The 23,641-nt window shown below is 67.5% G+C and carries 19 protein-coding genes; 8 read left to right on the top strand and 11 right to left on the bottom strand.

All coding sequences use genetic code 11. The features are described 5' to 3' along the window. Positions 1-29: 29 nt before the first annotated feature. Positions 30-2,609 carry a DNA mismatch repair protein MutS gene (gene mutS / locus ASE88_RS09520; RefSeq protein WP_056477742.1) on the bottom strand — a complete coding sequence of 860 codons (2,580 nt, stop codon included), beginning with the start codon at positions 2,607-2,609 and terminating at the stop codon, positions 30-32. Positions 2,610-2,990: 381 nt separating this feature from the next. On the opposite strand from mutS, the gene ASE88_RS09525 reads away from it, so the two are divergent. After that, positions 2,991-5,246 (top strand): NADP-dependent malic enzyme, encoded by a 2,256-nt coding sequence (locus ASE88_RS09525; RefSeq protein ID WP_056477744.1) that lies wholly within the window; start codon positions 2,991-2,993, stop codon positions 5,244-5,246. Between the two features lie 166 nt (positions 5,247-5,412). Then, complete coding sequence (locus ASE88_RS09530) at positions 5,413-6,351, top strand: hypothetical protein (protein ID WP_156356997.1); 939 nt, start codon at positions 5,413-5,415, stop codon at positions 6,349-6,351. Between the two features lie 24 nt (positions 6,352-6,375). Here ASE88_RS09530 and ASE88_RS09535 read toward each other — a convergent pair whose 3' ends face one another. Continuing rightward, complete coding sequence (locus ASE88_RS09535) at positions 6,376-7,164, bottom strand: SDR family oxidoreductase (RefSeq protein WP_055873972.1); 789 nt, start codon at positions 7,162-7,164, stop codon at positions 6,376-6,378. Positions 7,165-7,292: 128 nt separating this feature from the next. Here ASE88_RS09535 and ASE88_RS09540 point away from each other — a divergent pair, with 128 nt between their 5' ends. The 4 genes from ASE88_RS09540 to ASE88_RS09555 all read left to right on the top strand — a co-directional run bounded on the left by ASE88_RS09540 (position 7,293) and on the right by ASE88_RS09555 (position 12,340). Further along, complete coding sequence (locus ASE88_RS09540) at positions 7,293-8,120, top strand: SDR family NAD(P)-dependent oxidoreductase (RefSeq protein ID WP_056477748.1); 828 nt, start codon at positions 7,293-7,295, stop codon at positions 8,118-8,120. 10 nt (positions 8,121-8,130) lie between these two features. Continuing rightward, on the top strand, positions 8,131-9,564 hold the full coding sequence (locus ASE88_RS09545; protein WP_235527894.1) for an MFS transporter: 1,434 nt from the start codon (positions 8,131-8,133) through the stop codon (positions 9,562-9,564). 134 nt (positions 9,565-9,698) lie between these two features. Beyond that, on the top strand, positions 9,699-11,579 hold the full coding sequence (locus tag ASE88_RS09550) for a M1 family metallopeptidase (RefSeq protein WP_056477750.1): 1,881 nt from the start codon (positions 9,699-9,701) through the stop codon (positions 11,577-11,579). Positions 11,580-11,716: 137 nt separating this feature from the next. Next, positions 11,717-12,340, top strand: coding sequence for a CHAP domain-containing protein (locus ASE88_RS09555; RefSeq protein ID WP_082466451.1), 624 nt, complete (start codon positions 11,717-11,719; stop codon positions 12,338-12,340). A 395-nt stretch (positions 12,341-12,735) separates the two neighbouring features. On the opposite strand, the gene msrB is transcribed toward ASE88_RS09555, so the two are convergent. The 4 genes from msrB to ASE88_RS09575 form a co-directional block, all read right to left on the bottom strand. Continuing rightward, the gene (gene msrB, locus ASE88_RS09560) at positions 12,736-13,236 is read right to left on the bottom strand and encodes a peptide-methionine (R)-S-oxide reductase MsrB (protein WP_200910196.1); all 501 of its coding nucleotides are present in this window, start codon (positions 13,234-13,236) and stop codon (positions 12,736-12,738) included. Between the two features lie 49 nt (positions 13,237-13,285). Next, positions 13,286-14,524, bottom strand: a complete 1,239-nt coding sequence (locus tag ASE88_RS09565) for a cytochrome P450 (RefSeq protein WP_056477751.1) — start codon at positions 14,522-14,524, stop codon at positions 13,286-13,288. 214 nt (positions 14,525-14,738) lie between these two features. Further along, positions 14,739-15,971 carry an ABC transporter permease gene (locus tag ASE88_RS09570; protein ID WP_056477752.1) on the bottom strand — a complete coding sequence of 411 codons (1,233 nt, stop codon included), beginning with the start codon at positions 15,969-15,971 and terminating at the stop codon, positions 14,739-14,741. Next, on the bottom strand, positions 15,968-16,894 hold the full coding sequence (locus tag ASE88_RS09575) for an ABC transporter ATP-binding protein (protein ID WP_156356999.1): 927 nt from the start codon (positions 16,892-16,894) through the stop codon (positions 15,968-15,970). Before ASE88_RS09575 ends, ASE88_RS09570 begins: the two co-directional genes overlap by 4 nt. A gap of 44 nt (positions 16,895-16,938) precedes the next feature. Between ASE88_RS09575 and queG the strand changes: the two genes are divergently transcribed. Beyond that, positions 16,939-18,120 carry a tRNA epoxyqueuosine(34) reductase QueG gene (gene queG / locus ASE88_RS09580; RefSeq protein ID WP_056477756.1) on the top strand — a complete coding sequence of 394 codons (1,182 nt, stop codon included), beginning with the start codon at positions 16,939-16,941 and terminating at the stop codon, positions 18,118-18,120. Between the two features lie 45 nt (positions 18,121-18,165). Here the strand turns inward: queG and ASE88_RS09585 are convergent, their stop codons facing one another. From ASE88_RS09585 to ASE88_RS09595, 3 genes are all read right to left on the bottom strand, one after another. Continuing rightward, positions 18,166-18,639: an Hsp20 family protein gene (locus ASE88_RS09585; RefSeq protein ID WP_056477757.1), complete on the bottom strand. Its 474-nt coding sequence runs from the start codon at positions 18,637-18,639 to the stop codon at positions 18,166-18,168. A gap of 203 nt (positions 18,640-18,842) precedes the next feature. Beyond that, positions 18,843-19,214: a hypothetical protein gene (locus tag ASE88_RS09590; RefSeq protein ID WP_055873952.1), complete on the bottom strand. Its 372-nt coding sequence runs from the start codon at positions 19,212-19,214 to the stop codon at positions 18,843-18,845. Then, a complete protein-coding gene (locus tag ASE88_RS09595) occupies positions 19,211-19,930 on the bottom strand; it encodes an EI24 domain-containing protein (protein WP_056477759.1) in 720 nt (239 codons plus the stop codon). Before ASE88_RS09595 ends, ASE88_RS09590 begins: the two co-directional genes overlap by 4 nt. Positions 19,931-20,266: 336 nt before the next feature. Between ASE88_RS09595 and ASE88_RS09600 the strand changes: the two genes are divergently transcribed. Continuing rightward, entirely contained in the window at positions 20,267-21,265 is a 999-nt protein-coding gene (locus ASE88_RS09600; protein ID WP_056477761.1) for an adenosine kinase, read from the top strand. Between the two features lie 176 nt (positions 21,266-21,441). Here ASE88_RS09600 and ASE88_RS09605 read toward each other — a convergent pair whose 3' ends face one another. Next, positions 21,442-23,052, bottom strand: a complete 1,611-nt coding sequence (locus ASE88_RS09605) for an amino acid permease (protein WP_056477763.1) — start codon at positions 23,050-23,052, stop codon at positions 21,442-21,444. A 111-nt stretch (positions 23,053-23,163) separates the two neighbouring features. Then, the gene (locus tag ASE88_RS09610) at positions 23,164-23,541 is read right to left on the bottom strand and encodes a histidine triad nucleotide-binding protein (protein WP_056477765.1); all 378 of its coding nucleotides are present in this window, start codon (positions 23,539-23,541) and stop codon (positions 23,164-23,166) included. Positions 23,542-23,641: the final 100 nt, after the last annotated feature.

Here is a 23,641-nt window from a genome sequence, read left to right on the forward strand (position 1 = left end):
GCGGGGGAGGATTGGGGATGGCAGATGCGTCACCCCTCGCTGGCGAGCGCCTTCAACCGGTACAGCGCGTCCAGTGCATCACGCGGGCTCATCGCGTCGATGTCGAGTTTCGCCAGATCCTCGCGCAGCACGTCGCAGGCGACCTCCTCGACCTGCGCCGCGGCGGCGAACAGCGGCAGGTCGTCCAATCCCGCCGCGATCCCGCCGGTCTTCGCGCGGCCCGCCTCGAGCTTGGCCAGCACCGCCTTCGCGCGCGCCACCGTCGCCGGCGACATGCCCGCGAGCCGCGCGACCGCGAGGCCGTAGCTGCGATCCGCCGGCCCGTCGGCGAGCTCGTGGAGCAACACCAGCTCGCCCTTCCACTCGCGCGCGCGGACATGGTGGAGCGACAGCGCCTCGCAGCGTTCGGCAAGCCGCGTCAGCTCGTGATAATGCGTCGCGAACAGACACCTGCACCGGTTGTCCTCATGGATCGCCTCGACCACCGCCCAGGCGATCGCGAGCCCGTCATAGGTCGAGGTGCCGCGCCCGACCTCGTCGAGGATCACGAACGAGCGCGGCGTTGCCTGCGCGAGGATCGCCGCGGTCTCGACCATCTCGACCATGAAGGTCGATCGGCCGCGCGCGAGATTGTCCGACGCGCCGACGCGGCTAAACAGCCGATCGACCAGCCCGAGCGTCGCCTTGGTCGCGGGCACGTAGGAGCCGGCCTGTGCCAGCACCGCGATCAGCGCGTTCTGGCGCAGGAAGGTCGATTTACCGCCCATGTTCGGGCCGGTGACGAGCCATAGCCGCGAGCTTTCGGACAGGTTGCAGTCGTTCGCGACGAACCGGTCGCCCGATTTCGCGACCGCCGCCTCGACCACCGGGTGCCGCCCGCCCTCGATCTCGAAGCACGCGTGATCGACCAGCGACGGCCGCGCCCAGGCGCCTTCCGCCGCGCGTTCGGCAAGGCCCGCCGCGACGTCGAGCCGCGCGAGCGCATCGGCGGTCGCGGCGATCGCCTCGCGCCCCGCCAGCGCCTGCGCGGTCAACTCCTCGAGATGCGCGACCTCGGCCGCCAGCGCGTGCGCGCCCGACTGTGACACCTTCGCCGCGACCTCGTGCAGCGCGGGCGTGTTGAACCGCACGACACCGGCCAGCGTCTGGCGATGCGTGAAGCCGCTCTCGGGCTTCATCAGCGGGTCGGCGGCGCGCGCGGGCACTTCGACATGATAGCCGAGCACGCCGTTGTGGCGGATTTTCAGCGCGGTGACGCCGGTGGTGGTGCGGAACTCCGCCTCCAGCGCGGCGATCGCGCGCCGGCCGCCCGCGCCCGCATCGCGCAGGTCGTCGAGCGCGGCGTCATAGCCCGCCGCGATATATCCCCCGTCAGACGATTCGATCGGGGGCGACGGCACCAATGCGCGCTTGAGCAGGTCGATCAGCGCGCCGTGCCCGCGCAGCCGCGGCGCGATGTCGCGCAGCAGCGGCGGCGGCGTGTCGATCCCGTCGAGCCGCTCGCCAAGGCTCCACGCGCCGTCGAGCCCGTCGCGCAACTGGCCGAGATCGCGCGGACCACCGCGCCCCGCCGCGAGCCGGCCGAGCGCGCGGCCGATATCGGGGAGCGCGCGCAGCGTCGCGCGCAACCGCTCGCGCGCGACCTGGTCGTCATGGAACAGCCGGACGAGATCGAGCCGCGCATCGATTGCGCCTGCGTCCATCAGCGGCGCGCCGAGATCGGCCCCCAGCAACCGCGCGCCTGCACCCGTGACGGTGCGGTCGACCGCGTCGAGCAGGCTGCCCTTGCGGACGCCGCCGGTGGTGCAGGTGAGTTCGAGGCTCTCGCGCGTGGCCGCGTCGATCGCCATCGTCTCCGCCGCGCGGCCGATCCGCGGCGGCCGCAGGAAGGGCATCGTGCCCTTGGCGTTATGCTCGAGATACGCGACCAGTCCGCCCGCCGCGGCGAGGGAGGCGCGGCCGAACTGGCCGAACCCGTCGAGCGTCGCGACGCCGTAGAGCCGCTTCAGCCGCGCCTCGCCCGCGGCGCTGTCGAAGTCGAGCTTGGGCCGGAGCGTGGTGGCGGCCTCCGCGAACACGCTCGCCTCCGCGGCGACGACTTCGGCCGCGCCGAGCCGCGCGAGTTCGGCGTCGACCGCGTCGGGGGCGACCTCGACGATTTCGAACCGGCCGGTCGAGACGTCGGCGGCGGCGATCGCGACGCCGCCGCCGACCTCGCCGATCGCGACGCACCAATTGTCGCTGCGGGCGTCGAGTAGTGCCTCCTCGGTCAGCGTGCCGGCGGTGACGACGCGGACGATCGCGCGCGCGACGAGCGCCTTGGAGCCGCCGCGTGCCTTGGCCTCGGCGGGGCTCTCGACCTGCTCGGCGATCGCAACGCGGTGGCCCGCCTTGATCAGGCGTTGCAGATAGACGGTCGCGGCATGGACGGGGACGCCGCACATCGGGATCGGCTTGCCCTCATGCTCGCCGCGCGCGGTCAGCGCGATGTCGAGCACCGCGGCGGCGGTCCGCGCGTCGTCCATGAACAGCTCGAAGAAATCGCCCATGCGGTAGAACAGCAAACAGTCCTGCGCCTCCGCTTTCAAGCCGAGATACTGCGTCATCATGGGGGTAGGGGCGGGGTGCGACATCACGGTGCGGGTAGCGAAAAGCCGCGCCCCGTAAAACCCCTCTCCCCTCGGGGAGAGGGAGGGGCCCGCGCGCAGCGTGGGAGGGTGAGGGGGCGTGAGGCTCGGCTGCGCACCCCAACCGCCCTCATCCGCACCACCCCCGCTTATCACAACCACCCCGGCGAAGGCCGGGGCCCAAATGGGGGACGGCGGTAACAAAGGACGGTCCGTCCTTACTTCAGCCTTCCCACTCGGGCCCCGGCCTTCGCCGGGGTGGTGGTTAGCTCCAAGCCCTGGGGCAAGTGTCCGGGGTGACGAACGCCGGCCACCTGCCTAGAAGGTCCTCCAAACCTAACGATCCCCCCGCGAGGCCCCGCCATGTCCGACGAAACGCTCCAATTCTCCGAACGCGAAGCGCTGCTGTTCCATTCGGAAGGCCGGCCGGGGAAGATCGAGATCATCGCGTCGAAGCCGATGGCGACGCAGCGCGACCTCGCGCTCGCCTATTCGCCCGGCGTCGCGGTGCCCGTGCAGGCGATCTACGACGACCCCGCGACCGTCTATGACTATACCGCCAAGGGAAACCTCGTTGCGGTGATCTCGAACGGCACCGCGATCCTCGGCATGGGCAATCTCGGCCCGCTCGCCAGCAAGCCGGTGATGGAAGGCAAGGCGGTACTCTTCAAGCGCTTCGCCGATGTCGACGCGATCGATATCGAGCTGAAGACCGAAGACGTGAACCGCTTCATCGACGCGGTCGAGCTGATGGAGCCGACGTTCGGCGGCATCAACCTCGAGGACATCAAGGCGCCCGAATGCTTCATCATCGAGCAGGCGTTGCGCGAACGCATGAACATCCCGGTCTTCCATGACGACCAGCACGGCACGGCGATCATCACCGCCGCGGGGCTGATCAACGCGTGCCTGCTGACGGGCCGCAAGCTCTCCGAGGTGAAGATCGTCGTCAACGGCGCGGGTGCGGCGGCGATCGCGTGCACCGAGCTCGTCAAGGCGATGGGCGTGCGCGGCGACAACGTCATCCTGTGCGACCGCAAGGGCGTGATCTACCAGGGCCGCGAAGGCGTCGACCAGTGGAAGTCCGCGCACGCCGCGATCACCGAGACGCGCACGCTGACGGAGGCGCTGGTCGGCGCCGACGTGTTCCTCGGGCTGTCGGCGGCAGGCTCGCTGACGCCCGAGATGGTCAAGGACATGGCGCCCGCGCCGATCATCTTCGCGATGGCCAATCCCGAGCCGGAGATCCGCCCCGAGCTGGCGATGGCCGCGCGTCCCGACGCGATCGTCGCGACCGGCCGTTCGGATTATCCGAACCAGGTCAACAACGTGCTGGGTTTCCCGTTCATCTTCCGCGGTGCGCTCGACGTGCGCGCGACGGGGATCAACGATGCGATGAAGATCGCCGCCGCCAACGCGATCGCCGAACTCGCGCGCGAACGCGTCCCCGAGGAAGTCGCCGCGGCGTACGGCGTCCGTCACAGCTTCGGCCCGACCTACATCATCCCCGCGCCGTTCGATCCGCGGCTGATGGAGGTCGTCCCCGTCGCGGTCGCCAAGGCGGCGATGGCGTCTGGCGTCGCGACCAAGCCGATCCTCGACATCGAAGCCTATCGCCATTCCTTGAGAGCGCGGCTCAACCCGACCACCTCGGTGCTGTCGATGGCGTATGAGGGCGCGCGCGCGCATCCCAAGCGCGTGATCTTCGCGGAAGGCGAAGAGGAGGTCGTGCTGCGCGCGGCGATCGCGTTCAAGGAAGGCGGCTATGGCACGCCGGTGCTGGTCGGTCGCGACGACGTGCCCGAGCGGTTGCGCGCGCTGGGCGTGACCGACCCTGAGAGCTTCGAGCTGCACAACAGCCGCGTCTCGCCGCTGGTGCCCAAGATGGTCGACTTCCTGTATTCGCGGCTCCAGCGGCGCGGCTATCTGCGCCGCGATTGCGAGCGGATGGTCAACCAGGACCGCAACATCTTCGGCGCGCTGCTGCTCCAGCTCGGCGAGGGCGACGCGATGATCACCGGCATCACGCGGACATACGGCGAGACGATGCGCCAGATCCGCCGTGTGATCGATCCGCTCGCGGGCAAGACGCCGTTCGGCATCCACCTGCTCGTCGGACAGAGCCACACGGTGTTCATCGCCGACACGACGGTCAACGAGCGCCCGACCGCCGAGCAACTCGCCGACTTCGCCGAACAGACCGCCGCGGTCGCGCGGCGGATGGGGCATGAGCCGCGCGTCGCGTTCCTCAGCTATTCGAACTTCGGCAACCCGAAGGGCGAATGGCTCGACAATATCCGCGATGCGGTGACGGTGCTCGACGGGCGACAGGTCGGGTTCGAATATGAGGGCGAGATGGCGCCGGACGTGGCGCTCAACCCGAAACAGCTGGCGAACTATCCGTTCGCGCGGCTGTCGGGCCCGGCGAACGTGCTGATCATGCCGGGGCTCCAGTCCGCGCATATTTCGGCCAAGCTCTTGCGCGAGCTGGGGGGCGACTCGGTCATCGGCCCGATGCTGATCGGCATGGAAAAGCCCGTCCAGGTCGCGCCGATGACCTCGACTGCGAGCGAACTGGTGACGCTGGCGGTCTTAGCTGCGGGAGGAATCGCGCGGTAAGTCGGGCTTCCGGCAGCCCGCTCCTCTATCCCTCCATTTTGATCCCGAAAGACATTGCGTCGCGATAATGGCGCATGGTGTATTCACCGTGACAGAATAAACGGCTCCGTCCTGTAGTCTCTCCAGTGTCGTTGCGTCGCGTTCTGCCGATGTTGAAGGGGGGGTAATGACAAAATATTTGGGGGTAGCCTGTGTCGTCGCGCTGAGCGGTTGCTCGGTACCTGAGTCCTTACGCACGAAGTTATCGGCGGATCCCACCGAAACAAAAGACGAGAAGCGGATGCTTATCGCAGAGATGCGGCAGGCGTATGAATGCCATGGTGATGCCGGGGCAAAGGACGCTGCGACAAAAGCCGCCAGGAAAAAGTCGTCCGGCAACGATGGGCCAGTTTCGGCCGCGAACTGTCAGAAAATTGTCGACAAGCTAGCCGCATTCCGACAGTCCGATTACACTACGCTGCTGACGACAGAGCAGAAAGGCCAGCAGCAGCTCGTGTTGCGCTTCATGGATGCCGGTACGACCCTGTCCGACGTGTATTGTGACGAGTTCTTCCGGTCGGTGAATCTGTCTGCGCGCAAGCGACAGTTCGGCAAGGGCCTGGCGACCGACACCAGCACGCTCGTCGCCGGCGCGTTGAACCTTGTCAAGGCGGGCAGTGCGGCGCTTACTGCATCGACGGTAGGGTTCAACGCCCTTAACGCCAGCTTCCGGAATTACGACGAGAGCTTCATGGTTGATGCGGATCTTGCCAAGATGCGGCGTCTGGTCCTGGCGGCGCAGGACAGCATGAAGCTGCAAAACGAGAAGCTGCCGCCAAGAACGTTCTTCGCCGCAGAGTCCAAGGTTATCCGCTATGCCGGGCTGTGTTCGTTCCTGGGGATGAAGGACCTGTTGAACGACTCGATCGCCACGAAAACAGCGGACATCGAGAAAAAACGTGCCGAGGAACAACGACCGTCGGAACGTCCCGTTACGACAGCGAACGTGAGCACTGCCCCGGCAGGGGCGCCCGGCGCACCGGCGGTGACTCCGGACGGGAAAACGCAGCCCGCCTCTACCGAATCCACCATCGCCCCCCTGTCTCAGCCGTCGCCGCCGGGTTGAACGGCGCCGCGTTAAGTGTGCCCGTCACGCGTCGATGCTCGTCCCCAGCGACGCGTGCACCAGCCCGCCATCGACCGTGATCGTCTCGCCGATCACGTAATCCCCGGCGCGGCTGGCGAGATAGATCGCCGCGCCCGCCATATCCTCGTCGACGCCGACGCGCTTCGCCGGAATTCCTTCCGCCACCGCATCGCCGTGGTCCCGCGCGGCCTTGTTCATGTCGCTCGCAAACGCGCCCGGCGCGATCGAGGTGACGTTGATCGAGTCCGTCACCAGCCGCGCCGCCATCCGCTTGGTCAGATAGATCAGCGCCGATTTCGACGCGTGATAACTGTACGTCTCCCACGGGTTGAGCCGCTGGCCATCGATCGAGGTGATGTTGATCACCTTGGCCGGCCGTTCGCGCGAGCCCGACGCCTTCAAGGCGGCGTGCAGCGCCTGCGTGAGGAAGAAGGGCGACTTGACGTTGAGGTCCATGACCTTGTCCCAGCCGACTTCCGAAAACTCCTCGAACGGCACACCCCAGGCCGCTCCGGCGTTGTTCACTAGGATATCAAGCTTCGACTCATGCTCGGCGAACTGCTCGGCCAACGCCTTGCACCCGGCCACCGTCGAGACGTCCTGCGGCAGCGCGATGCAGTTCGGCCCGAGTTCGGCGGCGGTCTCCTCGCACGCCGCGGCCTTGCGCGACGAGATATAGACCTTGGCCCCTTGCGCGACGAAGCCCGCGGCAATCATCTTGCCGATCCCGCGGCTGCCGCCGGTGATCAGCGCGACGCGGCCGTCGAGCCGGAACAGGGTGGTGGTATCCATGACGCATCCTCCGAATGTTTGCCCGCTTGGTATCGCCGCGGCGGCGTTCCTGCAAACCCGTTATTCGAAGCCGCGCATATTGACGAGGGTGGAGGCCGTACTATGCTCGCCAAAACAGGAGAGAGTGGGTGCGGTTTTCAGGCAAGCGGGCGGTCGTGACGGGCGGCGCATCGGGGATCGGCCGGGCGACCGCGCTGCGGCTCGCCGATGAGGGCGCGAGCGTGCTGATCGGCGACATCGATGAGGCCGGGGGCGGCGCGCTCGCCGATGAATCCGGTGGCCGCATCCAGTTCCAGCGTACCGACGTGCTGCAAGCGGGCGATATCGAGGCGCTGATGCAGGCCGCCGACGATGCAGGCGGGCTCGACATCCTGTTCAACAATGCCGGCGCGGGCGGATCGCGCGATCCGATTGGCGAGATTTCGCCCGAGGACTGGGACCGCACGCAGGCGCTCCTCCTCCGCTCGGTCGCGCTCGGCATCCGCTACGCCGCGCCGCTGATGGCGAAACGCGGCGGCGGCGCGATCGTCAACACCTCCTCGGTCTCCGCGCTCGGCACCGGCTATGCGCCGACCGCCTACTCCACCGCCAAGGCCGGGGTGCTCCACCTGACCAAGCAGGCCGCCGCCGATCTCGCGCGCCACGCGATCCGCGTCAACGCGGTCGTCCCCGGCTTCATCGTCACCAATATCTTCACGCGGATGCTCGAACTCGACGCGGCGAAGACCAGCAAGGCCGATGCGATGATCGCGCACATCGCCGCCGACGCGCAGCCGATCCGCCGGCCCGGGACCGGCGACGATATCGCCGCGGCGGTCGCGTTCCTCGCCAGCGACGATGCGAGCTTCATCACCGGCACGCACATCCTGGTCGATGGCGGCATGACGATCGGCACGCGGCCGAGCTGGGACCCCGCGCAACCGTCGCTGTTCTCGATCCTCGACAGCCTGAAATGACCGCCTCTTTATGACTGCCCCGGCCCGGCGGCTGTCGACCGCGACGATGGCGAGCTATGGCTTTGGCGCGGTGGCGTACGGGGTGAAGGATTCGGGGTTCGGCACGTTCCTACTGCTGTTCTACAACCAGGTCGTCGGGCTTCCCTCCGCCACCGTCGGCCTCGTCATCATGATGGCGCTGCTGATCGATGCGTTTGTCGATCCCGCGGTCGGGTTCTTCTCCGATCGGACTCGGACGCGGTGGGGGCGGCGGCACCCTTGGATGTATGCGTCGGCGCTGCCGATCATGATCGGCTGGCTGTTGCTGTGGAATCCGCCGGTGATGCTCTCGCAGCCGCAGTCGCTTGTCTGGCTGTTCGCGATGGCGGTGCTCGTGCGCAGCGCGGTGAGTTGCTACGAGGTACCGTCGGTCGCGCTGACCCCCGAGCTGACCTCGGGTTACGACGAGCGGACGCGGATCATGGCGTATCGCTATCTGTTCGGCTGGGTCGGCGGGTTGCTGATGCTGCTGTCGGCGTACCAGTATTTCCTCAGCCCCACCGCGGCGTTCCCGAACGGCCTGCTCAACCGCGCGGGCTATGCCGAGTTCGCGCTGGCGGGGGCGGTCGCGATCGGCGTCGCGATCCTCGTCTCCGCGCTCGGCACGCACCACGAGATCAGGCATCTCCCCAACCCGCCGATCGCCCGGCAGACCCTCCGCGAGTCCTTCGCCGAACTCCGCCAGACCGTGAAGAACCGCGCGTTCGCCATCCTGATGGCGGCGGGCGTCTGCGCGTACACGATCCAGGGCATCAGCTATGCGATGTCGAATTATCTCTACACCTATGTCTGGGGCTTCAAGGGGCCGGTGTTCGTCTACCTGACCCTCGCGCTGTTCTCGGGCGTGTTCCTCGCGTTCCTCGCTGCGCCTCGGCTGGGCAGGGCGGGGAGCAAGCCCCGGGTCGCGCTCGCCGCGGTGCTGCTCGGCGCCGCGCTCAACACTGCGCCCTATTGGTTGCGGATGCTCGGCGTATTCCCCGAGGTCGGCGACCGCGCGCTGCTGCCGATGCTGTTCGGGCTGTTCATCCTCGGCACCGCGTCGAACGTCACCGGGTTCATCCTCGGCGCGTCGATGATGGCCGACGTGGTCGAGGATTCGGAGGCGAAGACCGGGCGGCGGTCCGAAGGCGTGTTCTTCGCGGGCTCGTTCTTCGTCCAGAAATGCACGAGCGGGATCGGCATCTTCTTCGCCGGGATGATCCTGGCGATCGCGGGCTTCCCGGCCAAGGCGACACCGGGGACAGTGCCGGTCTCGACAATCGACCGGCTGACGCTGATCTATGCCGGGCTGTACGTCGTGCTCGCCTGCGTCTCGGCGTATTTCTTCTCCCGCTTTCCGTTCGGGCGCGTGGAGCATGAGGCACGGCTGGCGCGGCTGGCGCGGCTGGCCGACCCGGTTCGGTAGGTATGACTTTAGCCGTTCCCCGGCGGAGGCCGGGCCCAGTCGGGGGACGGTTGTTGATCCGCTAGCGCGCCATTACGAAGGCCTATCCAACTGGGCCCCGGCCTCCGCCGGGGAACGGTGACATCGGAGTTTTCATGCGTATCGCACCCGTTTTAGCCACCGCCCTGACGCTCGTCCTTGCATCCCCCGCCGTGGCACAGACGATCGCGCCGATCCTCACCACCCCCGACGCGCGCGATCCGCACAGCTACGCTCGCCCCGCCGAGGCGCGCGTCACGCACGTCGCGCTAGATCTCGCCGCCGATTTCGACACGCACGTCATCCGCGGGATCGCGACGCTCGACATCCTGGCCAAACCGGGCGCGAAGCTCGTGCTCGACGATAACGGGCTGAAGATCGTCAACATCACCGACGCCAACGGCAAACCGCTCGCCTACGAAGTCGGTGCGGTCGACAAGATCCACGGCGCGCCGCTGACCGTCACGCTGAACGGCGCCAAAAAGATTCGCATCGCCTACGCCTCGTCCCCCGACGCCAAGGCCCTGCAATGGCTCACCCCGGCGCAGACCGCGGGCAAGAAGCAGCCCTTCCTGTTCAGCCAGGGCGAGGCGATCCTCAACCGCAGCTGGATCCCGACTCAGGATTCGCCCGGCATCCGCCAGACCTGGGAGGCGAAGATCGCGGTCCCCAAGCAGCTCACCGTAGTCATGAGCGGTCTCGCGACCGGCAAGCCGAGCTGCGCCGCCGATCGCTGCACCTTCCAGTACAAGATGGACAAGCCCGTCGCGCCCTACCTGATCGCGCTCGCGGTCGGCGATATCGCGTTCAAGTCGACCGGCCCGCGCACCGGCATCTGGGCGGAGCCCGCCACGCTCCCCAAGGCGGCGTATGAATTCGGCGAGCTCGAGAAGTTCGTCGCCGCCGCGGAAGGGCTGTACGGCCCGTATCGCTGGGGCCGCTACGACGTGCTGGTCCTGCCGCCGTCGTTCCCGTTCGGCGGCATGGAGAACCCGACGCTGACCTTCGCCACGCCGACCGCGATCGCGGGTGACCGCAGCCTCGTGTCGCTGATCGCGCACGAACTCGCGCACAGCTGGTCGGGTAATCTCGTGACCAACGCGACGTGGGACGATTTCTGGCTCAACGAGGGCTTCACCAGCTATTTCGAGAACCGGATCATGGAGGCGCTGTACGGCAAGCGGCGCGCGGACATGGAGGCCGATCTCGCCTGGACCGACATGATGGCCGCGGTGAAGGAGGCCGGCGGTCCGGCCGCGAAGGACACGCAGCTCCACCTCGATCTCGACGCGGCGCGCGATCCCGACGACGGCATGACGCAGATTGCCTATGACAAGGGCGCATCGTTCCTCCGCACGATCGAGAAGCAGGTCGGCCGCGCACGCTGGGATGCGTATCTGCGCAGCTATTTCGACCGTCACGCCTTCCAGCCGCAGACCAGCGCGGGCTTCCTCGCCGACCTGAAATCGAAGCTGCTCACCCCCGCCGAGGCCAAGACGATCGGCGTCGACACCTGGGTCTACAGCCCCGGCATCCCGGCAAACGCGGTGCATGTCACGTCCGCTGCGTTCCCCGCAGTCGATGCCGCGGCGAAGGCCTATGCGGCAGGCGGGCCCGTGTCCGGCGTTCCGGGCAAGGCGACCACGCAGGAGATCACGCGCTTCCTGTCGCAGCTCCCCCGCAAACTCCCCGCCGAGCGGCTGAAGGCGCTCGACGAAGCATTCGGCTGGAACAGCACGGGCAATGCCGAGATCCGCTTCGCCTGGCTGCAACTCGCGCTCGCCAATCATTACGCGCCCGCCGACGCCTCGGCCGAGCAGTTCCTGACCTCGCAGGGCCGACGGAAATTCGTCGCGCCGCTGTTCCAGCAGCTGATGGACTCAGGGGACTGGGGCCATAAGCTCGCGATGGACATCTACGGCAAGGCGCGGCCGGGCTATCATGCGGTCACGCAGGTCACCGTGGACCGCATAACCGGCTGGAAACTCATGAACTGAGCCAGTCTGCCTGACGAATATGGGCGTTGGTCGGTGCGGCAACACGCTTCGTCGGATATGGTTCCCGGCGCGCTTTCAATTAAATCGAACCTCCCGTAGCCAGACTGCGACAAACGGGTTTTGGCCGGGGGGTCTCGATGAATTTCAAGGCGTTAGCAGCGCGTTTTGCGCTGGTAGTATCATGCGGCCTGATGACGGCCACACCGGCAGCGGCCCAGTTCTGGCAGTGCGTGACGTTCGCCCGCTCGGTTTCGGGCATCGAGATCCGCGGCAACGCGAACACTTGGTGGAGCCAGGCCGAGGGTCGCTACGAGCGTGGCCACACCCCGAAGGCCGGTTCGGTTCTCGCCTTCTCGCCGACCTCGCGGATGCGCGTCGGCCATGTCGCGATGGTCTCGAAGGTCGTCAGCGACCGCGAAGTCCTCCTCACCCACGCCAACTGGTCGCGCCCCGGCGCAGTCGAGACCAACGTCCGCGCAGTCGACGTCTCCGACGCCGGCGACTGGAGCATGGTCAAGGTCTGGTACGGTCCGCAGGGCGGCCTCGGCACCTCGGCCTATCCGACCAAGGGCTTCATCTATTCGGGCCATGCCCCGGCCGGCGGCACGCTCGACGCGCCTGCGCAGCCCTCGTTCCAGATGGCCAGCGCAACGCGCACCGTCACCGCAACGCAGCGCGCCAACGCCGCGCAGCTTGCCATGATCCAGCACGGCCCGACCGACCCCCGCGGCATCTTCACGCTGGTGAACGAGGCGAACTGAGGTTCTGCTGGGCGATGTGGTGCTAGGCTGGTCCGGCGCCCGCTACCGCCCCAACGTCTCGCACTGATCCCCCCCCCGGACAGTTTGACGCCCAAACGCTACCCTAAAGAAGCCCCCCCCCGGCGAATGCCGGGGCCCAATTGGTGAGGTTTCGGTAACGGCGCGCAACGCCGATCAGCGACGTTTCCCAATTGGACCCCGGCCTTCGCCGGGGAGGTGCAGACGCACAGAAGCCGCTACGAAGACGCGCGGATGTTACAGCGCAAAACGGGCCGCTCGGTCCTGCCCCCTTGTTCTCCCGCGAAGGCGGGAGCCCAGTCTGGATCCCCGCCTTCGCGGGGAGACACGCTCTTGCTCACTAGCGATAAGCGGCACCCATCGCGGGCGGAAAGTCCTTAAGCAGCCCTGAACGTCAGCGCATCGCCATTCATGCAATAGCGCTTCCCCGTCGGCTTCGGCCCATCATCGAACACATGTCCCAGATGCCCGCCGCACCGCCGGCAATGCACCTCGGTCCGCGCCATCCCCATCGTCGAATCGACCCGGGTCCGAACCGCGTTCGGCATCGGCTGCCAGAAGCTCGGCCACCCCGTCCCGCTCTCGAACTTGGTCTTCGACGAGAAATTCGGCAGGCCGCATCCGCCGCACGAGAAGATTCCCGCGCGGTGCTCGCCGTTGAGCGGGCTCGAATAGGGCCGCTCGGTACCCTCCTTGCGCAGCGTGTCATACGCGTCCGGCGACAGCTTCTTGCGCCACTGCGCGTCGGTCAGCGTCACCTCGAACCGCTCGGCCGCCTGTGCGGGCTGCGACGAGCACCCCCAGAGTGCGAAGCCGGCGACACCCGCTCCGGCAAGCGTGAGAAAAGCGCGGCGGTCCTGGGTCATATCGGTCTCCATGGTTCGGATATAGGTACGCGCGAACCGACCGATAAGGTGACGCCAACGCTCAGTATTTGCTGATCTCCACCGGCAGCGTGCGGTAGCCGTGGACGAAGCACGCGTTCACGCGGGTCGGCTCCTCCAGCACGTTTACGCGCATGCGGCGTATGGCCATCTCCTCGAGCAATATCGCGATCTGCATCTCGGCGAGCCGCGCGCCGACGCAGCGGTGGATGCCGTGCCCGAACGCCAGATGCCGCCGCGCGTTGGGGCGATCGACGACGATCGAATCCGCATCCTCGCCGAACACGCTCTCGTCGCGGTTCGCCGAAATGTACCAGAGCGCGAGCTTGTCGCCTGCCTTGATCTGCTGGCCCATCAGTTCGGTGTCCGCCGTCGCGGTCCGCCGCATATGCGCGAGCGGTGTCTGCCAGCGCAGGATCTCGCTCACCGCATTGGGGATCAGCCCCGGGTCCGCCTCCAGCTTGGCGCGCGACTCGGGAAACTTGTCGAGGCCGTAGGCGAGCGCGGACATCGAATTGCGCGTCGTGTCGTTGCCGCCGACGATCAGCAGGATGAGGTTCCCGATGAATTCGTTGTGATCCATGTGAGACATCGCGTCCGAATGGATCATCATCGAAATGAGGTCGGGCGTCGGGTCCTTGTCGATCTTCGCGTCCCACAGGGTTTTGAAATACGCGCCGCATTCGAACATGTGGACGAGGCGTTGCTGGCGCAGCTCGTCGGTCTTCACCAGTTCGATATCACCCGCCCAGTCGGACCAGAAGGTCAGCTTCCGCCGGTCCGCCCACGGAAAGTCGAACAGGATCGCCAGCATCTGCGTCGTCAGTTCGATCGCGACGGTGTCGACCCAGTCGAACCGCGTGTTCCACGGCAGGCTGTCGAGCATCGCCGCGGTGCGGCTTCGGATATCGCCCGACATCCGGGTCATCTCGCTCGGCGTGAAGGCGGGCGCGACGGTGCGGCGCTGGCCGGTATGGACGGGCCGATCGCGCGCGATGAACATCGGCATCTGGACGTCGCGCCCGGCAACGAAATCGGCGATCGTGATGCCGCCCGCCTCGGACGAATAGAGGTCGGGGAGCGACTCGACCTCGACGATCCCCTTGTAGGTAGAGACGGACCAGTACGGCCCGTAGTCGGAGTGCTCGACATAATGCACCGGCGACTCGGCGCGCAGACGGGCGAACGGCGCCTGCCAGAGATCGTCGCGGTAGAGTTCGGCACGACTCACATCGAGCGGATCGACCGCGTGTTGCGCCACGTCACTCGCCAGAGTCGCCATCGTCTCTCTCCCGTGTTTTGCCACAGGAAATGCTTTGCTGACACCTATGTCAATAGGGACCGTCGGATTCGGCTTTCACGATCCTCCCCCGCCAGGGGGAGGTGTCTGGCCCTTGCCAGACGGAGGGGGAGGACACGGAGCATTGGTGGTCGCTTACCTCCCCCTCCGTCATCTTCGGTGCCACCCCCCCCTGGCGGGGGAGGATTGAGCCGCCCTAAGCCGCCTTGGGCTTCCGTCGCCAGAACGGCCGTGCGCTCCCCGATTGCAGCACGCCGCGCCGGAACAGCCGCGCGCCGACGGTGATGAAGATCGTCACCCACAACGCCTGCCACGCGAGCGCCGCGAGGTGCGGCCACAGCGCGGGCGAATTCGCCGCGCGGCCAGCCATCGCGAACGGCGACGACAGCGGGAACAGCTCGGCGGCCGTTGCGATCCAGCTGCCGGGATGCGCGACCGCGGCCGACGACAGTCCGAACATCGCCACCTGCAGGATCGTGATCGGCAGCGACAGCATCTGAATCTCGCGCATCGTCGAGGCCTGCGCGCCGACGCCGAGGAACACCGAACCGAGCAGCAGATACGCCATGCTGAAATAGGCCGCGAACAACAGCGCGAACGTCGGTCCGCCGACCGCCGGCGTCAGGTCGCCCAGTGCTGCCGCCGCGCCCGCGGGCATCAGCGTCGTGATCTGCGTGACGACGGTGCCCCAGAACGCGACGAACAGCACCGCGACGCCGAACATCCCGATCAGCTTGCCGAAGAACACCGATTCGAGCGGCACCGCGGCGGCAAGCACCTCGATCACCTTGTTGTTGCGCTCCTCGGCCATCGTCCCGACGACCTGGCCCGAGAGGAACAGCGTCAGGAAGAAGATCCCGAACACCGCGAAGAACGCGGACTGGTGCTGGCCGCCGACCGACGTCGTCGAGCGCGTAACCGGCATCTTGGTCGCGGCGATCGCCGGCAGCGTGCCGCCGAGCTTCTGCGCCGCCAGCGTCGTCTGCGCGAGCGTCGCCAGATAGTCCGCCGATCGCGCGCCACGCGGCCCGTACAGGATCTGCGGCGCATCGAGCGGGCCGTAGAGAACGGCGGATGCGTCGATATTCTTGGTTTCGAACGCCGCGCGCGCCTGTGCCGCCGGGTCGGCCAAGGGCGCGACGGTGGTCAGCTCAGGCGGGGCTTCGTCGTCGCGAAACATACCGCGTAACCGTGTGTCGGCGTCGGCGATCGGGCGCGTGGTCGCGGCGGGGACGATCGCGACGATCCGCGTCTTGTCCTGCGCGCCGCCGCTGACGCTCGCCGCGCCCAACCCGCCAATCGCGCCGAACGATCCCATGATCACCGGCGCGAACAGGAACAGCAGGAAGATCGGCGTGAAGACGGTGGCGATGAAATCGCGCCGCGCGATCGTGAAGGTCTGGCGGAGAGTCCGGCGAAAACGGCTCATGCAGCCTCCTCCTTCGCGACGTCGCCGTGCTGGCCGACGATCCGGACGAATGCTTCGTGCAAGCCAGGGCGCTCGATCGACAGCCCCGAAATCCCGTAGCCCGCGTCGATCAACCGCACGAGCAAGCTCTCGATACCCTCGCCCGGGAGCTCGAACCGCCAGCTATCCCCGTCCGCCACCGCGTCCGCGGGCAACACCGCGCGTATCGCCGGGTCGGGGCGGTGCGGCGTGTAGTGAACCCGCTGCGGCAATATTCCGCGTGCGTCCGCCACCGTCCCCTCGAACCGTCGTTTGCCGCCGGCGATGATCGCCAGCCGGTCGCACAGCCGCTCGGCATGGCTCATGATATGCGTCGAGAACAGGATCGTCGCACCGCGGTCCCGCTCGGCCAGGATCAGCGCCTCGAGCCGCTCCTGATTGACCGGATCGAGCCCCGAAAACGGCTCGTCGAGCACCAGCAGATCGGGCCGATGGACGACCGAGCCGAGCAGCTGCACCAGCTGCGCCATGCCCTTCGACAGCTTGCGGATCTTCTCGTCGACCGCGTGGCCGAGCCCGGCGGCCTCCATCAGCACGACCGCACGTTCGCGCCCGGTCTTCCAATCGAGTCCGCGCAGCGCACCCAGGAACGCGATCGCCTCGCGCGCCTTCATCGCCGGGTACAGCCCGCGCTCCTCGGGCAGATAGCCGACCCGGTCGCTCGCATCGCGCGGATTGTCGTAGCCGAGCAGTGTGCGGCTCCCCTCGTCGGGCTCGATGATCCCGAGCAGCATCCGCAGCGTCGTCGTCTTGCCCGCGCCGTTGGGCCCGAGCACGCCGTAGACCGAGCCGCGTGGCACCATCATGTCGACGCCGTCGACCACACGCCGGTCGCCGAACCGCTTTACGATTCCGCTCGCGGTGACCGCCCATTCATCGTTCACGCGCAATCTTCCTCCCGAGGGTGCTCGCGTGGTAGCGGGCGGACGTGGCGCAAGACAAGCTGGAACACCGCCTTAAGGCCAAAGCGGCCGAATTGGGTTTTGCCGCCTGCGGAATCGCGCGAGCGGATGCCGCGCCGCGCGCGGGCGAACGGCTCCACCGATGGCTTGCCGACGGCCGCCACGGCGACATGATCTGGATGGAGGAGCGCAAGCACCACCGCGAAAGCCCCGCCGGCCTGTGGCCCGAGGTGCGCAGCGTGATCGCGCTCGGCATGAGCTACGCGCCGAAGGACGATCCGCTGCGGCTGGCGGACGAGGGCGGGGTAGGGCGCATCTCGGTTTACGCGCAGGGCCCCGACTATCACGACGTCGTGAAGCGCCAGTTGAAGGCGCTCGGGCGCTGGCTGGCGGCGGAAGCGGGACGCGACCTGCCGCCCTTCGACCTGAAGGTTTTCGTCGACACGGCGCCGGTGATGGAAAAGCCGCTCGCCGAAGCCGCCGGGCTCGGCTGGCAGGGCAAGCACACCAATCTCGTCAGCCGCGAGCACGGCAGCTGGCTGTTCCTCGGCGCGATCTACACCACGCTCGACCTGGCGCCCGACAAGGGCGGCGTCGACAGCTGCGGCAGTTGCGACGCGTGCCAGACCGCGTGCCCGACCGACGCCTTTCCGAAGCCGTTCCAGCTCGATGCGCGCCGCTGCATCTCCTATCTGACGATCGAACATGCCGGCCCGATCCCGCACGAATTCCGCGCCGCGATCGGCAACCGGATCTATGGCTGCGACGACTGTCTGGCGGTCTGCCCCTGGAACAAGTTCGCCGCCGCGGCGAATGCGAACCTCGCCTTCCACCCGCGGGCGGAGCTGGTCGCCCCGGAACTGGCGGACATCCTTGCGCTCGACGACGCGAGCTTCCGCCAAGTCTTCGCCGGCTCCCCGATCAAGCGCATCGGCCGCGACCGGATGATCCGCAACGCGCTGATCGCGGCGGGCAACAGCGGCGATCCGATGCTCGTCGAGCCGATCGTAAAGCTGCTGGCCGACGATGCCCCGGTCCTGCGCGAGGCCGCAATCTGGGCATTGGCACGGCTGGATGCCGTGCGTTTCAAGGAGGAGCAGGCCCTGCGGGCGCCGATCGAGACCGACCCCGTGATCGTCGATGCGTGGGCAGAAACCTGTACGAGTCCGGCCGAGCGAAACGCGGTCCGCGTACGACCGGACCAGTAACGCTTGGACGCTGCCGGCATGACGTGCCGGCAGCGTCGCTGGGTCTTATGCGGCGTCGCGGTCGCTTTTGGTTTCCGCGATACGATCGTTGGCGGCGGCGCCCGCGATCTCGATCCGGCGCGGCTTCATGGCCTCCGGTACCTCCCGCTTCAGTTCGATGCGGAGAAGCCCATTGTCGAAGCTCGCATGCTGGACTTGAACGAAGTCGGCCAACTGGAACCGGCGTTCGAACGCGCGGGTCGCGATGCCGCGGTGCAGGAACCGGCTGTCGTCACGATCGTCCGGGCGTCGGCCCGTCACCGTCAGCTGGTTGTTCTGCGCGACGATCTCGATGTCGTCGGGGCGAAAGCCCGCGACGGCCAGCGTGATCTGATAGCTGTCCTCGCTCTCGCGTTCGATGTCGAACGGCGGATAGCCCTCGGGGGCCTCGGTCCGTGCCGTCGTCTCGAGCAGATCGAACAACCGGTCGAAGCCGACCGTCGACCGGCGATAGGGAGCGAAATCGAAGTTGGTCCTCATATCCAAATCCTCCTCATGAGCAATCTGAGCACGAGGAACACCGGATACCGAGCCGGTGCCCTCTGGTGACGCCGGACCGAAAGATCGCGTCCGGCGCCGGCAAGATGGTTCAGCCGAGACCCTGTTCAAGAGCCGCCAGAAATTATTTTTTGCGACGATTTGCGGGTCGGAAGAAGGCAGCGAAAAAGGGATCGCGACGGCGATTACCGTCCCCCCTCGCGGCGGGTTAGGGCGGCGACGCAGCTCGCGCGGTCGATCGTGCTGCCGTCGGGTTCGCGCGCGTCGAGATAAGTGACGCGCGGCGCGTCGGATCCCTTGGGGTAGAGATACGCGTCGAGCACGCAGATGCCGCTCTGGAACTGGAGTTTGCGCGCGCTGCCTTCGCGGACGTCGGCGTCGGGCTGGCCGAACAGCTTGGTCAGCCCGGCGACGTCCTGGCCCAGCACGCGCTCGAGTCCGACGCTCGTATAGGGGATTGCGGGGCGGCCGACCGCGGGCCTGGCGACCGGTGCCGCGCACCCGGCGAGGCCGCCGCCGAGGGCCAAGGCGATCGCTATCGTCGTCTGTCGCGTCATGCTCGGCCCTTGTTGGAAGATTGGTTGCCGGAAGATTGGGTGCGGGAATATCGCGCGTGGAAATAATGCGTCGCCATCGCGGCCCCCAGTACGGGGGCGGCGATGTTGAGGATCGGAACCACGAACAGGCCGGTGTTCGCAAGCCCCAGGACGAACCGCCCCGGCCTGGTCGTCGCACGCCAGCCCCGCATCGCCGCCGCGTCCATGTGTCGCGCCGCCACCATGTCGCCCAGATCGCGCCCGAGCAGCCAGCCATTGACGAGGAAGAACGCCGCCGCCGTGCCGACCCCGGTGACGAGCAGCGCCACATAGACGGGCAGCATCAGCAGGTTGACGAGCACGACGCGCGCGGCCGAGCGCAGGCCCATTGCGAGGCTGCGCGCGAGCGGGACGGGGCGGGCGGTCTCGAGCGCTGCGGGATAATGCCGCGCTTCGACCGCTTCGACGACCTCGTCCGCGAAGATCCCGACCACCGCGATCGCGACCGCGCGGAACAGCAGCCACAAGGCGAGGATCGTGACGAACAGCGCGAACGCCGCGGCGAGTCCGTCGGCGCGCCAGTCGAGCCACGCGGCGAGGGCCGCCTGCGTGCCCCACCATGTACCCATGCCGAGCAGCGCGAAGACGAACAGCGTGACGACCATCGACTTCACGAACACGCGCTGGATCGGCGGATCGGCGAGTTGGCCGAGCGAGAGGAGGAGGGCGCGGAGCATGGGTCCGGGATGGCGCGCGGTGGTCGGAAGGTCAACGCGGCTTCTCATGCCGCCCACCAGTTCCCCCGCGGACGCTGGGGCCCAGCTAAGCCACGGACACTGCGCGTGACCCTATCCCCCCGCGTTACTGAGGGAACAGAAGGGCGAGAACCGTGGGGACCGCGAGACCGTCGGTCGTCGCTGCTCCCCGAACCATGATCCACCCCGGCCTCCGCCGGGGAGGTGGATCTGGCGGCTCTTCGGAGACCTGACCGGAGCGGCGGACCCCCTCACCGGTTGCACCAATCCCCCCCGGCATTTACGGCAAGCGTTTTCCCGCACCCCCGGAGTCTCGCCTTGCCCAACCCCACCTACGACGTCGTCGCGATTGGCAATGCCATCGTCGACATCCTCGCCACCGCCGACGACGCGTTCATCACGGAGATCGGCGTCGCCAAGGGCTCGATGCAGCTGATGTTCTCGTCCGAGGAAGCCGATGCGCTGTATGCCAAGATGGGCCCGGGGATGGAGATTTCGGGCGGTTCGGCGGCCAACACCGTCGCCGGCATCGCCGCGCTCGGCGGCAAATGCGGGTTCATCGGCCAGGTCGCCGACGATCAGCTCGGCCAGGTCTTCGCGCACGACGTCCGCAGCATCGGCATCGAGTTCGCCACGCCGGTCCGCGCGGGCGACCCGACCACCGGGCGCTGCCTGATCTTCGTGACGCCGGACGGCCAGCGCACGATGAACACCTTCCTCGGCGCGGGCCAGTTCCTCCCCGCCGCGGCGATCGACACCGCGATGATCGCCGACAGCGCGATCCTGTATCTCGAAGGCTATCTCTGGGATCCCGAAGAGCCGCGCGCCGCGATGCGCGCCGCGATCGATTGCGCGCGCGGGGCAGGACGCAAGGTCGCGTTCACGCTCAGCGACGTGTTCTGCATCTCGCGTCACGGCGGCGATTTCCGCCAGCTGCTGTCGGACGGCCTGATCGATATCCTGTTCGCCAATGAGCATGAACTCGCCGCGCTCGCCGAGACGGACGATTTCGACGCGGCGGTCGCGAGGATCTCGGCGCAGGTTCCGACGTTGGTCGTCACCCGCGGCGAGCACGGCGCCTGCGCGCTCCAGAACGGTACGCGCGCCGAAGTGAAGGCCGAGCCGATCGCCAAGGTCGTCGACACGACCGGTGCGGGCGACCTGTTCGCGGCGGGCTTCCTTCACGGCCAGGCGCAGGGCTACGACCTGCACGCCTCGCTGAAGCTCGGTGCGATCTGCGCTGCCGAGATCATCAGCCATGTCGGCGCGCGCCCAATGGTCGACATGAAGGCGCTGGCGGCCAGGCACATCGGCTGAGCTAAGCCCACCACACCGTCATTCCCGCGAAGGCGGGGACCCATAATGGCTGGCCTCGCGATCGACTCGCCAAGCCTTGCGGATATGGATCCCCGCCTTCGCGGGGATGACGATTGCCGAAGACACAAAAAAAGGGCCGCGGGAATTTCTTCCCGGGGCCCTTTTCGCGTCCGCCGTCAGAGCGTTCCCGGCGGCGCGCGGTCGTCGGTATCGGGACCATCGTCGAGCCCCAGCCCGACATGGCTGCGCGAGCGGCTGTAGAGGAAGTAGATCAGCAACCCGATCGCGCCCCAGCCCGGCAGGACCAGCTTGGCCGTCAGCGGCAGCGACAGATACAGCCCGACGCAGCCGATGATCGCGAGGGGCGCGACGATCCATACCGCGGGGGTGCGGAACGGGCGGCGGCGAGCGGGATCGGTCTTGCGCAGCACCATCACCGAGATCGCCACCATCATGAATGCGAACAGCGTGCCCGCATTCGAATAATCGGCAAGCTTGCCCACCGGCAGGATCGCCGCCGCAATCGCCGCGGCGATGCCGGTGACGATCGTGACGACATGCGGCGTGTGGAACTTCGGGTGGATCGACGCGAGCCGCGCGGGCAGCAGCCCGTCGCGCGCCATCGTGAAGAACACGCGGGTCTGGCCGAACATCATCATCAGCACGACCGACGGCAGCGCCAGCACCGCCGCGAGGCCGACCAGCCGGCCCATGATCGGCCAGTTGATGACCTGCAGCACATGGACGAGCGCTTCCTTCGAGCAGACCAGAGGCTCCATCGCGCCCGACGCGACGATCGCGGCGCAGCGCCCCGCCATCTCGGCCGAGCCCGGCGCCAGCACGCCGCCATCGGCGCTCGTGACCGGGTTCGCGCCGATTGCACCGATCGCGCCCGAGGCGACGAGCAGGTAGAACAGCGTGCAGATGCCGAGGCTGGCGATTAGCCCGATCGGCACGTTGCGCTGCGGGTTCTTGGTCTCCTCCGCGGCGGTCGACACCGCATCGAAGCCGACATAGGCGAAGAAGATCGACGCCGCGGCGCCGAGCACGCCGACACCCGATGAACTGAGCGGATTGCCGACGCCGTAGGGCAGGAAGGGCTGGAAGTTGTCGGCCTTCATCACCGGAATCGTCAGCGCGATGAACGCGGTGAGCGCGGCGATCTTGATCAGCACCAGCACCGCGTTGACGCGCGCGCTCTCGGTCGTCCCGACGACCAGCAGCCACGTGACGAGAGCGATGATGATCACTGCGGGCAGGTTCATGAAGCCGCCGACCGTCATCGCGGTCTGCAGATCGGCGTTGGGCGTCGCGCCGAACGCGACCTGGACGTGCGCCATCAGCGCGTCGGCGTTGCGCAACCCGCTCGGGATATGGAAGCCGATCCCGTCGAGCAGCCCGGCGAGATGGTTCGACCACCCGACCGCGACCGCGCTCGCGCCGACCGCATATTCGAGGATCAGCGCCCAGCCGACCATCCAGGCGAGCAGCTCACCCGTGACCGCATAGGTATAGGTATAGGCCGAGCCCGACACCGGCACCATCGAGGCGAGTTCGGAATAGCAGAGCGCGGCGACCGCGCAAACGAAGCCCGCGACGACGAAGCTGAGCAGCATGCCCGGCCCGGCCTTCTGCGCGGCCTCGGACGTCAGCACGAAGATACCGGTGCCGATGACCGCGCCGACGCCCAGCAGCGTCAGCTGGAACGCGCTGAGCGTTCGCGCCAGACCCTTTTTCTCTGCCGTCGCCAGAATGGCATCCAGCGACTTTACGCGACCAAAAATCAATTCGGTACCCCCGGGGATTGCGAGGGCCGGGTCAGGCAGGCCCCCTTGCACAAGCGAGCGAGCCTAATGGCAATTTTATTACGTGCAATCCTTTAGTGGCGGAAAGCCGGGCTATCGCGCCAGCATCGGCCCGAGCGGGCGCCCGCCAAAGACATGAACGTGCAGGTGCGGAACCTCCTGGTGGCCGTCCTGGCCGATGTTGGCGAGCAGGCGATACCCCGGCTCGACCAGCCCCGCGGCGCGCGCAACGGTGCCGACCGCGCGAACGAAGCCGGCGATCTCGGCGTCGGGCGCGCGCGCGGAAAAGTCGTCCCACGAGACATAGGCGCCCTTGGGGATCACGAGCAGGTGCGTCGGCGCCTGCGGATTGATGTCATGGAACGCGATCGCGAAATCGTCGTCGTAGACGCGCTTGGAGGGGATCTCGCCGCGCAGGATCTTCGCGAAGATGTTCTGGTCGTCATAGGGCTGGGTGGCGTCGATCGGCATACATTCCCCTTCCGCTTGCGGGAGGGGTTAGGGGAGGGGCTTGCCTTCCCGATCCCGGCGGAGCGCGTCGATCATGGCCCCCCCCCCCCCCCCCCCCCCC

The organism is Sphingomonas sp. Leaf38 (genome assembly GCF_001421825.1).
In the GTDB taxonomy this organism is placed as follows: Bacteria; Pseudomonadota; Alphaproteobacteria; order Sphingomonadales; family Sphingomonadaceae; genus Sphingomonas.